Annotated in this window: 15 protein-coding genes and 1 tRNA gene; 4 read left to right on the top strand and 12 right to left on the bottom strand. The window is 51.6% G+C overall.

The window, feature by feature from the left end; all coding sequences use genetic code 11:
• Nucleotides 1–143: 143 nt before the first annotated feature.
• The 4 genes from ACEVG1_RS07220 to ACEVG1_RS07235 are packed head-to-tail and all read right to left on the bottom strand — an operon-like array spanning nt 144 to nt 3,108.
• Nucleotides 144–1,277, bottom strand: coding sequence for a redoxin domain-containing protein (locus ACEVG1_RS07220; RefSeq protein ID WP_374742952.1), 1,134 nt, complete (start codon nt 1,275–1,277; stop codon nt 144–146).
• A 35-nt stretch (nt 1,278–1,312) separates the two neighbouring features.
• Nucleotides 1,313–2,092, bottom strand: coding sequence for a YgcG family protein (locus ACEVG1_RS07225; RefSeq protein ID WP_374743202.1), 780 nt, complete (start codon nt 2,090–2,092; stop codon nt 1,313–1,315).
• A complete protein-coding gene (locus ACEVG1_RS07230; RefSeq protein WP_374742953.1) occupies nt 2,085–2,525 on the bottom strand; it encodes a TPM domain-containing protein in 441 nt (146 codons plus the stop codon). The genes ACEVG1_RS07225 and ACEVG1_RS07230 overlap by 8 nt, the downstream gene beginning before the upstream one ends.
• Before the next feature lies 1 nt (nt 2,526).
• Nucleotides 2,527–3,108 (bottom strand): LemA family protein, encoded by a 582-nt coding sequence (locus ACEVG1_RS07235; RefSeq protein WP_374742954.1) that lies wholly within the window; start codon nt 3,106–3,108, stop codon nt 2,527–2,529.
• A 98-nt stretch (nt 3,109–3,206) separates the two neighbouring features.
• Between ACEVG1_RS07235 and ACEVG1_RS07240 the strand changes: the two genes are divergently transcribed.
• Both ACEVG1_RS07240 and ACEVG1_RS07245 read left to right on the top strand, forming a co-directional pair.
• Complete coding sequence (locus ACEVG1_RS07240; protein ID WP_374742955.1) at nt 3,207–4,748, top strand: NAD(P)/FAD-dependent oxidoreductase; 1,542 nt, start codon at nt 3,207–3,209, stop codon at nt 4,746–4,748.
• Nucleotides 4,749–4,796: 48 nt separating this feature from the next.
• Nucleotides 4,797–4,869, top strand: a tRNA-Gly gene (locus ACEVG1_RS07245).
• Between the two features lie 81 nt (nt 4,870–4,950).
• Here ACEVG1_RS07245 and sufD read toward each other — a convergent pair.
• The 3 genes from sufD to sufB are packed head-to-tail and all read right to left on the bottom strand — an operon-like array spanning nt 4,951 to nt 8,549.
• Nucleotides 4,951–6,279, bottom strand: coding sequence for a Fe-S cluster assembly protein SufD (sufD, locus tag ACEVG1_RS07250; protein ID WP_374742956.1), 1,329 nt, complete (start codon nt 6,277–6,279; stop codon nt 4,951–4,953).
• A gap of 32 nt (nt 6,280–6,311) precedes the next feature.
• A complete protein-coding gene (gene sufC / locus ACEVG1_RS07255) occupies nt 6,312–7,064 on the bottom strand; it encodes a Fe-S cluster assembly ATPase SufC (RefSeq protein WP_374742957.1) in 753 nt (250 codons plus the stop codon).
• Between the two features lie 33 nt (nt 7,065–7,097).
• Complete coding sequence (gene sufB / locus ACEVG1_RS07260) at nt 7,098–8,549, bottom strand: Fe-S cluster assembly protein SufB (protein WP_374742958.1); 1,452 nt, start codon at nt 8,547–8,549, stop codon at nt 7,098–7,100.
• Between the two features lie 287 nt (nt 8,550–8,836).
• On the opposite strand from sufB, the gene ACEVG1_RS07265 reads away from it, so the two are divergent.
• Entirely contained in the window at nt 8,837–9,307 is a 471-nt protein-coding gene (locus tag ACEVG1_RS07265; protein WP_262248825.1) for an Lrp/AsnC family transcriptional regulator, read from the top strand.
• Between the two features lie 2 nt (nt 9,308–9,309).
• On the opposite strand, the gene ung is transcribed toward ACEVG1_RS07265, so the two are convergent.
• Nucleotides 9,310–9,981 carry a uracil-DNA glycosylase gene (gene ung / locus ACEVG1_RS07270; RefSeq protein WP_374742959.1) on the bottom strand — a complete coding sequence of 224 codons (672 nt, stop codon included), beginning with the start codon at nt 9,979–9,981 and terminating at the stop codon, nt 9,310–9,312.
• Between the two features lie 128 nt (nt 9,982–10,109).
• Here ung and ACEVG1_RS07275 point away from each other — a divergent pair, with 128 nt between their 5' ends.
• Nucleotides 10,110–10,649 (top strand): DUF2892 domain-containing protein, encoded by a 540-nt coding sequence (locus ACEVG1_RS07275; protein ID WP_374742960.1) that lies wholly within the window; start codon nt 10,110–10,112, stop codon nt 10,647–10,649.
• Between the two features lie 3 nt (nt 10,650–10,652).
• Here ACEVG1_RS07275 and ACEVG1_RS07280 read toward each other — a convergent pair whose 3' ends face one another.
• The 4 genes from ACEVG1_RS07280 to kbl form a co-directional block, all read right to left on the bottom strand.
• On the bottom strand, nt 10,653–11,141 hold the full coding sequence (locus ACEVG1_RS07280) for a hypothetical protein (RefSeq protein WP_374742961.1): 489 nt from the start codon (nt 11,139–11,141) through the stop codon (nt 10,653–10,655).
• On the bottom strand, nt 11,138–11,614 hold the full coding sequence (locus ACEVG1_RS07285) for a DUF4293 domain-containing protein (RefSeq protein WP_374742962.1): 477 nt from the start codon (nt 11,612–11,614) through the stop codon (nt 11,138–11,140). The genes ACEVG1_RS07280 and ACEVG1_RS07285 overlap by 4 nt, the downstream gene beginning before the upstream one ends.
• 143 nt (nt 11,615–11,757) lie before the next feature.
• A complete protein-coding gene (gene typA / locus ACEVG1_RS07290; RefSeq protein ID WP_374742963.1) occupies nt 11,758–13,563 on the bottom strand; it encodes a translational GTPase TypA in 1,806 nt (601 codons plus the stop codon).
• Between the two features lie 124 nt (nt 13,564–13,687).
• Nucleotides 13,688–14,884 carry a glycine C-acetyltransferase gene (gene kbl / locus ACEVG1_RS07295; RefSeq protein ID WP_374742964.1) on the bottom strand — a complete coding sequence of 399 codons (1,197 nt, stop codon included), beginning with the start codon at nt 14,882–14,884 and terminating at the stop codon, nt 13,688–13,690.
• Nucleotides 14,885–14,943 lie beyond the last annotated feature (59 nt).

Genomic DNA, 14,943 nt, shown 5'->3' on the forward strand with positions numbered 1-14,943 from the left:
GCCTTTGGCTAACACTTCCTACTGCTAAGCGTGTTCGGGACTTGCACCCTAGAGTTATCGCCCATGCCGGGCGCACATAAAAAACGCCCCGGGTTCCTGAACCCGGGGCGTTTTCGATTTCGTTTTATTCCGTTACGTGCGGCTTACCGGAGTAGCGCCGCCAATGTCGTGTGGAGGTCTTCTCCCCGCAGGTTCTTCGCGATGATCTTGCCTTCGGGATCAAGCAGGAAGTTAGCGGGAATACCTTGGATACCGTACAGCTCCACCACATCAGACTGCCACCACTTCAGCTCGGACACGTGCGGCCAATCTTGCAAGCCATCGTCGTTGATGGCCTTCAGCCACGCGTCCTTTGCACCGGGTCGGTCGAGCGATACGCCGAACACGGTGAAATTCCTGTCCTTAAACGCCTGGTAGGCCGCAACCACGTTGGGGTTTTCCTGCCGGCACGGACCACACCAGCTTGCCCAGAAGTCGACCAGTACATATTTACCCCGGAGTGACGATAACGCAATCGGCGTGCCCGTGGTATCCGGCTGGCTAAACTCCGGAGCTGTGGCACCGATGTCCACCCGTTTCAAGGTTTCCAGTTGTAAAGCGATGGCTTTCCCTTTATCCGAATTTTTCAGTGCCGCCGATAGGCTATTGAATGCGGGTTCAATGACCTCCTGCGCGGGCTCCGACCCTACATAGGGCAGGAGCAAATCGAGGCTGACCACGCTGGACGGATACTTGCCGATGTAGGCGAAATCTACCCCTTTCTGCTCTTCCTGGATAGCCATGGCTTCTGCCTGCAGGCCTTGCATAAAGGCAGGGTCCTGCTTCTGCTCGTCCGGTGCGGCCATAAACCGCGTCATCACGTTCCCCATCTTGGCTTGCAAGGGGGCAATAGACTCGTTATACGCCGCAAAGTCTTTGTTTACCGCCCCGCCCCGCACGGATGCATTGACCAGCGAGTCAGCGGAGCTAACTTGGATAGCTCCCTTCTCGAGATAGAGTTCCAACCGATCGGGATCTTCCATCTGGCGGATATCACCTCCTTCGTGGGCAAGCAGTACCAAAGCCCGGGAGGGTGCAGCGACCGTGCCGTGGAATTTGAATGCTCCCTCCGTCACCGTAGCCGAATCCAGCACCGCGCCGGTTGCCGTCCGGTAACTCAGGTATGCTTTCGCCGGTGCATTCAAGGCGCCCACCTTCGCCGTAACCGTAAAGTCCTCTTGCGCCCAAACAGCCAGCGGCAACGCAGCCACCGCCATCAAAACCCATTTCTTCATCATATCATTCTTTATCATTACCTTTCTACTATCCATATTTACCATCGGCCACTGGCACCACCACCGCCGAAGCCGCCGCCTCCAAAACCCCCGAAGCCGCCGCCACCGCCGAATCCCCCACCGCCGCCGAAGCCACCGCCGCTGCCACCACGGCCCATACCGCTCAGCAACGTCCACCACAATAAATCGGAAGCACCACGGCCACCCATTACCTTGCCACCACCGCCACCACCGCGGCCAGACAGCGCTATAACGACAACAACGATGATAACGATTAAAATAAGGGAGCCGATACCGCCGTTACTTTCCTCTTTTTTGGGTTCGGCTTTATACTCGCCTTTTGTGTAGGCAATGAGGGCATCGGTCGCGCGGTCGATACCCGTAAAGTAATCCCCTTGCCGGAATGGTGGCTTGATTTCATTTTCGATGATCCGGTAAGCAATCGCATCGGGCACGGCACCTTCCACACCATAGCCGGTTTGTATGGTCACCGCACGGTCGCCCAGTGCCACCAAGAGCAGGATACCGTTGTCGTGCTCTTTGCCCCCGATGCCCCAACGCTGTGCCAGCCGCACGCCATAGTCGGCAACATCATATTGCCCCGTAGACTGCATCACGACCACCGCAATCTGCGTGGACGTGCTGTCGTCAAAGGCCACCAGTTTCCGCTCCAACCGTTCTACGTCGGCAGCGGAAAGCGTATTGGTGTAATCGTTGACAAGTTTATTGGGAGTTGCCGGGAAATCCTGCGCATCCACACTCGTCACGCTCCCAAGCAACAAAACACATATGACTGTCGTTATAAAATACTTAATCATCTTTACCATCGCCGAAGGCTATGTCATTAGGCAGCTCATTCACATCGTCATCTTGCCGTGGGAAGAAGTGCTGCAGCTGCTCCCCGGCATGTTTAATCCCTTCAATCAGTCCCTGTACCAGATCGCCCCGCTTGAAATGTTCCAGCATCAGCTCTTTGGTTTCCTCCCAAAAACCGGCAGCAACCTTGGCATGAATACCTGTATCTCCAATGATCGCAAACTGATGGTCATCGGTAGCGATATAAATCAGCACGCCGTTCCTCAAGGCAGTTTTGTCCATGCCCAATCGGTGGAAATATACAGCAGCCCGCTCCATGGGCTCTCCTTTGCATCGAGGCTCAACGGCCAAGCGTATTTCGCCGGATGTATAACCTTCCGCCACTTGGATGGCGTGTACGATGGCCTCTTGTTGCCCTTCGGTAAATTGGTGCATATTAAAATTGTACTTCAGGAGCTTTATCAGCCCCTGCCTCTGCGGTGAAATAACCTTTTTGCTTAAAACCAAAAAGGCCGGCGGTGATATTATTTGGGAACCGCCTTACCGATGAGTTGTATTCTTGGGTGGCTTCGTTGAATGCCCGCCGTTCGGTACTGATGCGGTTTTCAGTGCCTTCTAATTGTGCTTGCAGTTCGAGGAAATTCTGGTTGGCCTTCAGCTCCGGGTAGCGTTCCACGGTAACCAGCAAACGCCCCAACGATTGCGATAGCGCATCTTGCGACTGCTGGAACTGCTGGATGGCTTCTGGAGTCAGGTTTTCGGGGTCTACCGTTACCGAAGATGCCTTTGCACGCGCTTCGATTACCTGGGTGAGGGTTTCCTGTTCGAAATTTGCCGCCCCTTTTACGGTATTGACAAGGTTGGGGATCAGGTCGGCCCGCCGTTGGTAAGCATTCTCTACCTGCGCCCATTTGCCTTTTACATTCTCTTCGAGGTTTACGAGGGTGTTGTAACCGCACGAGCTAAATGACAGGGCAGCAAAAAGCCCCACCAGTGCCACGAATAATCTTCTCTTCATATTGATTGATTTTAAATGCATAATGCCACTAATTTAATACTTTGATTGCAAAATTTATACCTTTGTTACACTTCGGGATAAAAACCCGACATCATTACATGCAGCAAGAACTCGAATTAAGCGTTCTCCCCGAGCGGATCTCAGATGAAACACACCTTTTGCAAGCGGGTGCGGCGAAACTTAATATTGCCGTTGAACGTGTGAAGGGCTTGAAAATCCGTAAGCGCTCCATCGATGCGCGCGGGAAGCGTGTGGTATTCCGGGTCCGCATTATCTTTTATATCGATGAGCTACCCGCGCCCGACATTTCGCCCGTAAACTATGCCAATGTAGCAGCCGCCCCACCCGTCATCATCGTCGGTGCCGGACCCGCAGGCCTATTTGCGGCCTTGCGCTGCTTGGAAAAGGGCCTCCGTCCAATAGTGGTGGAGCGCGGTAAAAGCGTGCAGGAACGACGGCGCGATCTGGCAGTGCTGAATAGGGACGGCGTTGTAAACTCCGACTCGAATTACTGCTTTGGCGAAGGTGGGGCCGGTACGTATTCCGATGGCAAGCTGTATACCCGATCCAATAAGCGGGGCGACGTGCAGCAGGTGCTAGCCGTTTTCGTAGCCCATGGCGCCACGGAAGATATCCTGGTGGATGCCCGCCCCCATATTGGCACCAACAAACTGCCTCATATTATCCAGAATATCCGGCACACCATTTTAGATCATGGCGGCGAAATCTATTTCAACAGCCGCGTAACCGACGTGCTGCAAAAGGCAGGCAGCGTTACGGGTGTGGAACTTGCCTCCGGCGAACAACTCCTGGCCAACCACGTGATCTTGGCTACGGGACATTCCGCCCGGGATATTTTCGAACTATTCCACCGCAAGCGGTGGCTGGTGGAACCCAAGCCGTTTGCCCTCGGGGTGCGTATTGAGCATCCACAGGAAATCATCGATCAGGCCCAGTACCACTGCTTGGTGCGGAGCGAACACCTGCCACCAGCCTATTACAGCTTGGTAGACCAAGTGGAAGACCGCGGCGTATTTTCCTTCTGCATGTGCCCGGGTGGCGTCATCGCGCCTTGCGCAACAGACAAGGGCGAAGTAGTAGTGAACGGCTGGTCGCCCTCCAAACGCAACAACCCCTACGCCAATTCGGGCACAGTGGTGCAGGTGAACCTGGAAGATATTCCACAGGTAGCACGCTATCCATTCGCACTGATGGATTTCCAGCATGAGGTGGAGGAGCGTGCCTACGTATTGGGAGGCGGTAACCTAGTAGCACCGGCCCAGCGCATGGTCGATTTCGTGGAAGGCAAATTGTCCAACAGCTTGCCCGTCAACTCGTACAAGCCAGGCACCAAGAGTGTACCCCTTGTCGACGTACTACCCGCCTTTATCCACGACGCACTACGGAAAGCACTCCCGTTGTTCGGCAAGAAAATGAAGGGCTACTACACCAATGAGGCGGTACTTGTAGGGGTAGAATCGCGCACGTCTTCGCCTATACGTATACCGAGGGACCGCGTCACCCTGCAGCATCCGCAAATGAGCGGACTATACCCGTGCGGCGAGGGGGCCGGCTATGCCGGAGGGATTGTGTCCGCAGCAATTGACGGGATAAACTGTGCGGATGCGATAACACGATAAAAAATTTGAAAATAAGGCGGACCAACATTACATTTGTGGAAAATTCAAGCGAAAGTAGCTCAGTTGGTAGAGCATCAGCTTCCCAAGCTGAGGGTCGCGAGTTCGAATCTCGTCTTTCGCTCTTTAATACCTCTCCGCGATCCGTTAGCTACTTGGCCTGTACAAATTTTGCCGAACTTTTTCTGTCGACGAAAGGAGCGTGTTATTGCAATCCTTCTTCCACCAAATGCTCCACGTATTGGCGCACAGTATCGTTGTCGAAGCGGCTGGTTACATCAAATGCAAATGCATGTATCAATAGGATTCTCGCTTGTGCTTCACTGATTCCCCTGGCCCTTAGGTAAAACAGCGCATCATTGTCAAACTGGCCGATGGTACATCCGTGGCTGCATTTTACATCATCCGCGAAAATCTCTAGCTGTGGTTTGGTATAAACCGCTGATTTCTCACCGATAAGTAGGTTGTTGTTTTGCTGGAAAGCGTTGGTCTTCTGTGCATCCAGACGCACGAATATCTTGCCGTTGAACACAGCCGTAGAGGTATCCTGCGTGATATTCTTGTACCATTCGTAGCTTTCGCAATGCGGCTTCATATGGTCCACAATGGTATGGTTATCTACAAACTGGCTACCTGCCGTAAGCGCGATACCATACAGGTGGCTTTCCACCTCGCTATCACCGAGCCGTACATTAATGTTGTTACGCACGAATGCCGAACCAGGAAACGAGCAATTGTAGTTGTTATAGAGACTGTGCTTTTCCTGGTGTATCTCCGTGTGATTGATGTAACTGCTCTGAGGTCCGGCTACCTGCAGGTAGTAATGCTGTAGCTTCGCATTTTCGCGTACCATAACCTCCGTTACCTGGTTACTTAGGCTGCGCGCTGCCGATTCTTCCGTTACGAAAGACTCGATAATCTCCGCTTCGGCAAAAGCACCCATCACATACAGGTTACGCGTTTGGCTAAACAGCGGACTGGCCGATGCAGCGACATGGATGACATGGATAGGCCGCTGGAGTTGGGTATTCTTGCCCACCTCGATAAACACGCCCGATGTGAATGCCGCCGTATTCAATGCCACAAATGGATTATCCGTCTTATCGGCAAAGGCAGTGAAATATTTGGCAAAGCAAAGCCGCTCGAACGCCTGATCAATGGGCATGATCTGCAGGCCGGGGATTGCCTCATGCGAAGACAGCTCGCTGCTGTATTGCCCATTTATCAACACCACGCGGTGCGCGTCGAGATCGGGGATACGTGCTTTCTCCAACGCTGTGTCTGCAGAAAATGTTTCGGCCTCCAATGCGTACGCCTGGTTGACCAATGGTTGCACATTGGTATATTTCCAGTCCTCATTTTTTACAGTAGGGAAACCCGTAGCTTTGAAACGTTCCAAGGCCTGTTTGCGAATTTCGCCCACCGATCCCGGATTCCCGGCCAACAGGCGTTCGCCCGCCGTTTTCATCAATTGGGTATATAATGAATCGCTCGTTTGTGTAATCATGGTATCTGTTGCCACTTCATCCAACATAGCCGCTCCTTTTCTAATTCAAAAAACGTTGATTAGGCGTCGACTGTCTCTTTTATCCAGTCGTATCCCTTCTCTTCCAATTCCAATGCAAGTTCTTTGGTACCCGAACGGACGATACGGCCGTTATAGAGGACGTGCACGAAATCGGGCACAATGTATTCCAGCAATCGCTGGTAGTGAGTAATCACAATAAACGCATTGCTTTCCGACCGCAGCTGGTTTACGCCGTTTGCCACAATCCGGAGGGCATCGATATCCAACCCCGAATCGGTTTCGTCCAAGATGGACAATTTGGGCTCCAGCATCGCTAGCTGGAGAATCTCGTTGCGTTTCTTCTCCCCACCCGAAAAACCTTCGTTCAACGAGCGATTGGCCAACTTGGCGTCAAACTCCACCAATTTCTGCTTCTCTTTGACCTTATTCAGGAACTCCCGCGCCTCTATCGGCGGCAACCCCTTATAAGCTCGTATTTCATTCAGCGCCGTTTTCAGGAAGTTGATGTTCGATACGCCCGGTATCTCAACGGGGTATTGGAACGCTAAAAACAGCCCTTCACGGGCACGGTCTTCGGGAGAAAGCTCCAACAGGTCCAAACCATCCAGCAACACTTCCCCATCCGTTACTTCGTAGGCGTCCCTTCCGGCCAATACATTTCCCAAGGTGCTTTTCCCTGAGCCGTTAGGGCCCATGATGGCGTGCACTTCGCCGGCCTTCACTTCGAGGTCTAAGCCTTTTAATATCGCTTTATCTTCTACTGATGCGTGTAAATTCTTGATACTTAACATGATAATTTCACTACTCTTCTTCCATTTAAATGATTAGCCCACACTTCCTTCAAGCGATATGGCTAACAACTTCTGTGCCTCCACGGCAAACTCCATGGGCAGTTGGTTCAGCACCTCCTTGGCGTACCCATTCACAATCAGCCCCACAGCCTTTTCCGGGTCGATACCGCGCTGCGTAAGGTAAAACAGCTGGTCCTCACCGATCTTGGAGGTCGTTGCTTCATGTTCCAGCGTTGCCGCTTTATTCCTGTTTTCGATATACGGGAAGGTATGCGCTCCGCAGCGATCACCGATCAATAAGGAATCACATTGGGTAAAATTCCGGGCATTCTCGGCTCCGGGGGCAATTTTCACCAATCCGCGGTAGCTATTGTGGCTCACGCCGGCCGATATGCCCTTTGATATGATTTTACTCCGTGTGTTCTTACCGAGATGGATCATCTTGGTTCCGGTATCGGCTACCTGTTTGTTGCGGGTAAGCGCCACCGAATAAAACTCGCCTACGGAATGGTCGCCCTTCAGGATGACACCGGGATACTTCCACGTGATTGCGGAGCCTGTTTCTACCTGTGTCCAAGATATCTTGGCATGGTCGCCCTTGCAGATACCACGCTTGGTGACAAAATTGTAGATACCCCCTTTGCCATCCTTATCGCCGGGATACCAGTTCTGCACCGTTGAATACTTGATTTCCGCATCCTTCAGTGCTACCAACTCTACGACTGCGGCATGCATCTGGTTTTCATCGCGCATCGGCGCAGTACACCCTTCCAGGTAGCTCACATAGGCACCTTCGTCGGCAATGATCAAGGTACGCTCAAACTGCCCGGTGTTTTCCGCGTTGATACGGAAATACGTGGAAAGCTCCATAGGGCACCGCACGCCTTTGGGGATATACACGAAAGACCCATCGGAGAAGACAGCAGAGTTGAGCGCGGCATATACATTGTCTGTTTGCGGCACTACCGTGCCGAGGTATTGCTTCACCAATTCGGGATGTTCCTGTACAGCCTCGCCAAATGAAGAGAAAATAACCCCCTGCTCTTTCAGCTTTTCGCGGAACGTGGTTTTTACCGATACGCTATCGAATACTGCATCTACCGCCACCACGCCGGCCAGCACTTTCTGCTCATTCAGTGGAATCCCCAATTTCTCGAACGTCGCAATTAACTCCGGGTCCACCTCGTCCATGCTGTTCAGTTTAGGTTTTGCCTTGGGTGCGGCGTAATACGAGATATCCTGGAAATCGACATCGGGATTCTCAAAGTTCTGCCAGGTGGGCATGTCCATTTGCAGGAAATGCTTCAACGCTTTCAGCCGCCATTCCAGCAACCATTGGGGTTCATTCTTCTTGGCAGAAATCAACCGCACGGTATCTTCATTAAGCCCCTTAGGGGCAATATCCATTTCGATATCCGTGGAAAATCCATATTTATATTCTTCGAGCGCAAGCTCTTTTAACAACGCGTCATCTTTTGTACTCATAGCATGCCTCCACAACGGGTCAATAAGCGCCCAGGCTTACCGCCTGGCTTTTCGAGATGCAAAGTTACGATTAAAGTGGCAATAAACCTCGCCTATTGGCAGCTCATTTCCGAGAATGCACCCGCTTTTCATATTTTTACAAATCAGTGATAATGAACGGGATTCGTACAGTAGTCCGCGTTACCAAGATTTTCCAACAGACAATATGGAAAATAAATTGTACTATTGCCAAATATAATTTGGCAAACACACCCTATAAGAATAGTTCATATCCAAATTGCTGAAATATGCCGTTCCAGCCCGACAAGACCGACTTTAAGATCCTGAAACTTCTGCAGGAAAATGGAAGGATTACCAACCTGCAGTTAGCATCGAGCATTGGGCTCTCACCTGCTCCAACGTTGGAGCGCGTGCGTAAGCTGGAAAATTCCGGCTATATCAAAAGCTACCATGCCTTTGTCGACGAAGAAAAGCTGGGATTGGGCATCAAGTCATTCATCCAGATATCGCTCGACTTCCACACGCACAACGCCATCCCCGAATTTGTCGAAGCGGTTAAAAACATCAAGGAAGTAACCGAATGCCACCACGTGACCGGGCAATGTGATTTCATGCTCAAAGTGTACGTAAAAGATATCAAAGCTTATGAGGCGGTCATCATGGAAAAAATCAGCAAAATTCCCTACGTGAAGACATTCCAGACCATGATGATCATGTCTACCAGCAAGAAAGAGCCCATCGTACCGATGGAGTACTGATACTATACCTGCCAGTCGATGGGTTCGAGCCCCTGCTGCGCCAAAAAGGCATTCGTTTTTGAGAAGTGCCTGCATCCGAAGAAACCGCTGTATGCAGAAAACGGCGATGGATGGGCCGCGGTGAGGATATGGTGTCTACGGTGGTCTATGAGAGCCGCCTTGTTTTTTGCGTACCGCCCCCACAACAGGAACACGATGCCCTGTCTGCGGCTCGAAAGTTCCGCGATCGCCTTGTCAGTGAACGCTTCCCACCCTTTGCCCTGATGCGAACCGGCAGTGTGCGCCCGTACCGTGAGCGTGGCGTTAAGCAGTAGTACCCCGCGGTTGGCCCACGCCGTAAGGTCGCCGTGGTTTGGTAGCTGGAATCCGGGGATATCCGCGACCAGTTCCTGATACATGTTGCGCAAGGAAGGCGGTATGCCTACACCCGGCGGAACAGAAAAAGACAGGCCATGGGCCTGCCCCACGTTGTGGTAGGGATCCTGGCCTAATATCGTTACTTTTACCTTATCAAACGGCGTATGGTTGAACGCATTGAAGATGAGGTTGCCAGGTGGGTAAACAGCATGGTCGCGTTTCTCTACCACCAAAAACTGCTTAAGTTCCTGCATGTAGGGTTTTTCGAACTCGGACCCCAATACTGCCTTCCAACCGGATTCCAATTGTACACTCATACCGGCAAAAATACACTTTATTGTAAAATGTGTCTGTGGCCAGTTGGTAAAGCGCTGAAATAAACGGATATTTGCACAATCTTTTATTTGAGAGAAAAATTTATATCAACTAACATATATAACGGCACATGTCTAATCTTGTTCGGATCATCCTATCCTCCCTCCTCTTGGTCGCTACCGTGGCCCTGTTTGTGTATGGCGAATGGGGGTGGGGCATCTTAGGTATCCTGATAACCATCGTGGCATTTGTAACGGTCTTTTTCAATGAAAACATGCTTATCGCCCAGTTTTACTTACGCAAGGAGAACATGGCAAAGGCTGCTGGGTGGCTGGGCCGCATCAAAAACTACGAAAAGCAACTTATACGTGCACAACACGGTTACTACCACTTGCTGCTTGGGTTGATGGAATCGCAACAATCACCCATGCAGTCGGAAAAGTTTTTCAAGAAAGCCTTATCACTAGGATTGCATATGGGGCATAACGTAGCGCTTGCGAAGTTAAGCCTCGCCGGTATCGCCATGGCCAAACGCAACAAACGGGAAGCAACCAAATACCTACAGGAAGCAAAAAAGGCAGACAAGAACAAACTCTTAGCCGAGCAGATAAAGATGATGAAAGATCAGATGGGCGTGATGGATCGGCAACAGCAAATCCGGTACCGGTAGTTATCACTCGCCGGGGGCAGGGAGGTAGGCCTCCAGAAACCGTCCTTCGTCTTTACTATCTTCAAACACCACTTTCACAAGCTGTATTGCGGTGGCTCGCGCCGAGATTCCCTCGGCCGTGATTGTCAGTTGCACGGGCGTATTGGGTTGTAGGAGATAATGCAGGTAATTCTGACGATCTTCAAACCGCATCAAAACACGCCCCATGGTAAGGGTAGAGAAATAATAGGCCTTCCGTTGATCGTCTACCAGCTGCGTACCATACACATTGACCTTCAATTCGCGCGATCGCTCCGACAGGCAGGTAAGCGTCAGGGTTACCGTGGCGGTATGCGTGGCTGAATCGATGGCGTAGGCAGTGGCAACAAACCGGATGTTGTCCATGACCACACCGGCAGAATCCTGTACGGACAGGGCACGCCCCTTGTTGGCGGAAAACGCCGTGGACACCGAGATTAATACCACAGCAACGAACAAACCTATCTTTCTCATCCTCTTAGCCGATCTGCCGATTTAATTAATTTTTCATCCTTCCGGATAGCCCCAATCGCCATACCCAGGAAGATGATACCGATGGGTAGGAGGAAAAAGCCTACCCCGATATTCCGTGCCGAGAGAAACTGCTGCGCCTCGGTAAGTACGCTACTCGCCGAAACATAGAGCCAAACCCCAAACAATAATAATAGTACGATTTCCAGAACAATCAACTGGACCTGTTGTTTGCGTTGCCGGAACTTAAAAATGATGTACAAGGGGAAGAGTCCCAATAATACCGTGGCTATGGTTTGCAGGATAAAAAACTCGGCACGTACCGCCTGGCCTTCCACACCATGATAGACACCGGTTACTTTCAGCGCTTTGCCCATCCCTGCCAAATCGGCGTATTGCAGGTAAGGAAACAAGAACAGGGCAAATACGGTGGCCGAAGCCAGAAACAACCAAACACTCTGGATACGTTGAATCATACAGATAACGACTAATTGACAATGCAAAATTAGGCATTGTTGCTTTCAAAAACAATGCTTACGCGTGATGCAAACCGCACCGACATCCGACCTCGCCCGGAGATACGAAAAAACCCCGACTATTCGCCGGGGTTCGATATCCGCTATTGGAATTTCTTTGCGTTTACCTTCCGCTCATTTTCCGTCAGGTAAATTTTGCGTAGCCGGATGCTCTTTGGCGTTACCTCGATGTATTCGTCTGCTTGGATGTATTCCATGGATTCTTCGAGTGAGAACTTGATGGCCGGGGCGATGCGTACGTTGTCATCACTGCCCGATGCCCGCATGTTGGTCAATTGCTTGCCTTTCACAAGGTTGACAACCAAATCGTTATCGCGTATGTGCTCACCTACAATCTGCCCCTCGTAAACGTCTACGCCCGGGTCCACGAAAAAGCGGCCGCGGTCTTGCAACTTATCGATCGAATAGGCCGTCGTCTGCCCTTTTTCCATCGAAACGAGTACGCCCGCCAAACGCCCCGGAATGGTGCCTTTCCAAGGCTCATACGCCTTGAAACGGTGTGCCATCACGGCCTCACCCGCAGTGGCGGTAAGGACATTGTTGCGCAGGCCGATAATACCCCGCGCCGGAATGTCAAATTCGAGGTGCTGCATTTCGCCCTTCGTCTCCATCACGAGCAGTTCGCCCTTCCGCTGGGTAACCAGTTCAATTACTTTACCCGATACCTCGGCAGGTACATCAACTACCATCGACTCGATAGGTTCGCACTTCACACCATCGATTTCCTTGATGATCACCTGTGGCTGGCCCACCTGAAGCTCATACCCTTCGCGGCGCATGGTTTCAATCAGTACGGACAAATGGAGGATACCCCTGCCATACACCAAATACGAATCCGGCGAGTTGGTCTGGACAACCTTAAGCGCCAGGTTTTTCTCCGTTTCCTTATATAGGCGTTCCTGAAGGTGGCGCGACGTTACGAACTTACCCTCCTTGCCGAAGAACGGCGAGTTGTTGATAGTAAAGAGCATGTTCATCGTTGGCTCATCGATATGGATGACTTCCAGTTGCTCGGGGTTTTCGAAGTCGGCTAAGGTGTCGCCAATATCAAACCCTTCGATGCCGACTACGGCACAGATATCACCCGCTTTTACTTCTTGCACCTTCACACGGCCAAGGCCTTCGAAGGTATGCAGTTCCTTTACACGTGATTTCACAACCTTACCATCGCGCTTGACGAGGGAAACCGGTTGATTTTCGCGGATGGCGCCACGCGCCACGCGGCCAATGGCAATCCGCCCCACAAAAGAAGAATAGTCTAACGAGGTAACCTGCATCTGCAGGGTGCCTTCTTGGTAAGGGGCGGCGGGAATATGCTCCAATATGGCTTCCAGCAAAGGCGTGAAATCTTCGGCAGGCTGTTTCCAATCGGTCGCCATCCACCCTTGTTTGGAGGAGCCGTAGAGTACCGGAAAATCAAGCTGCTCTTCGGTGGCGTCCAAATTAAAGAAAAGCTCGAACACCGCTTCATATACTTCGTCGGGCCGGCAGTTTTCCTTGTCGACCTTATTGACCACCACGATGGGCTTGAGCCCCAAAGCAAGGGCTTTTTGGGTTACGAAACGGGTCTGTGGCATCGGGCCCTCAAAAGCATCGACCAACAGGATAACCCCGTCGGCCATTTTCAATACGCGTTCCACCTCACCCCCGAAGTCGGCGTGACCCGGTGTATCGATGATATTTATTTTGACGTCCTTGTACTTTACGGAAACGTTTTTGGAAACGATGGTGATGCCGCGTTCGCGTTCAAGGTCGTTGTTGTCTAGTATGAGCTCACCGGCTTGTTCATTCTCCCGGAAAAGGTTGGTGAAGTGGAGGATTTTATCTACCAACGTCGTTTTACCATGGTCGACGTGGGCGATAATGGCGATATTTCTGATTTTCTGCATCCCGTGCGGGTATTTTAAAATTGAGGGTGCAAAGGTATGGAAAATCTATGGAAATTTATCTGCTTCTGTGATTTTTTGTCTGGTTAGTGTTTGATGACCTGTACCCAAGGCCTACGGCGGCAGGCTATCCTGCCGCTATGACTCCCAGTTCTTTACCCACTTTTGTAAACGCTGCTATTGCAGCATCCAAGTGGTGCTGCTCGTGTGCGGCCGATAGCTGTACGCGTATCCTGGCTTTCCCTTTTGGAACCACGGGGTAATAAAAGCCAATGACGTAAATCCCTTCAGACAGCATGCGGGCGGCAAACTCCTGGGCCAGCGGTGCTTCGTACAGCATCACCGGCACAATGGGATGTACGCCCGGTTTGATATCGAACCCGGCTTTGGTCATCTTTTCGCGGAAATATTTCGTATTGTACTCCAGCTTATCGCGCAATTCGGTCGTTTCGCTCAGCATGTCGAGTACGGCGATGGATGCGCCCGCGATAGCGGGCGCCAAGGTGTTCGAAAACAAGTAGGGTCGGGAACGCTGCCGCAGCATGTCTACGATTTCTTTCCTGCCGGACGTGAAACCGCCGGAGGCCCCACCCAACGCCTTACCTAGGGTACCCGTGATGATGTCTATGCGGCCCATCGCACCATGCAATTCGTGCGTGCCACGGCCGGTTTTGCCAATGAATCCGGTACAGTGCGATTCATCGATCATCACCAGCGCTTCGTACTTATCTGCCAAATCACAAATCGCACCCAAAGGTGCCACACTGCCATCCATCGAGAAGGCTCCATCGGTAACGATGATGCGGTGGCGGGCATCTTGTGCGGTTTTGAGTTGGGTTTCCAGATCGGCCATGTCGCAGTTCTTATAGCGGAACCGCTGAGCCTTGCAGAGCCGAACGCCGTCGATTATGGACGCATGGTTGAGTTCATCGGAAATGATGGCATCCTCGGCCCCCAACAGGGGTTCGAACACCCCGCCATTGGCATCGAATGCAGCGGCGTAGAGGATGGTGTCTTCGGTACCCAGAAATTCGGAAATCTTGGCCTCCAGCGTTTTGTGGATATCCTGTGTACCGCAGATGAACCGTACCGACGACATTCCATAGCCATGGCTGTCAATTGCGCGCTTGGCGGCAGCGATGACCTCCGGATGGGACGAAAGCCCCAAATAGTTGTTGGCGCAGAAATTGATAACTTCCGCTCCGCTTTCGATACGGATATCTGCTCCTTGGGGTGTTACAATTACCCGTTCATTCTTATATAAGCCAGCATCCTTGATGGCTTGGAGTTCTTGCTGCAATGCAGGTTGGAGGGTTTTGTACATGATGGTCGTAAGTCAAAAGTCGTAAGTAACCAGTTAAGTGTCATTCATCAACATCCCAC

It is taken from the genome of Parapedobacter sp. 2B3 (assembly GCF_041925275.1).
GTDB classification, from domain to species: domain Bacteria; phylum Bacteroidota; class Bacteroidia; order Sphingobacteriales; family Sphingobacteriaceae; genus Parapedobacter; species Parapedobacter pyrenivorans_A.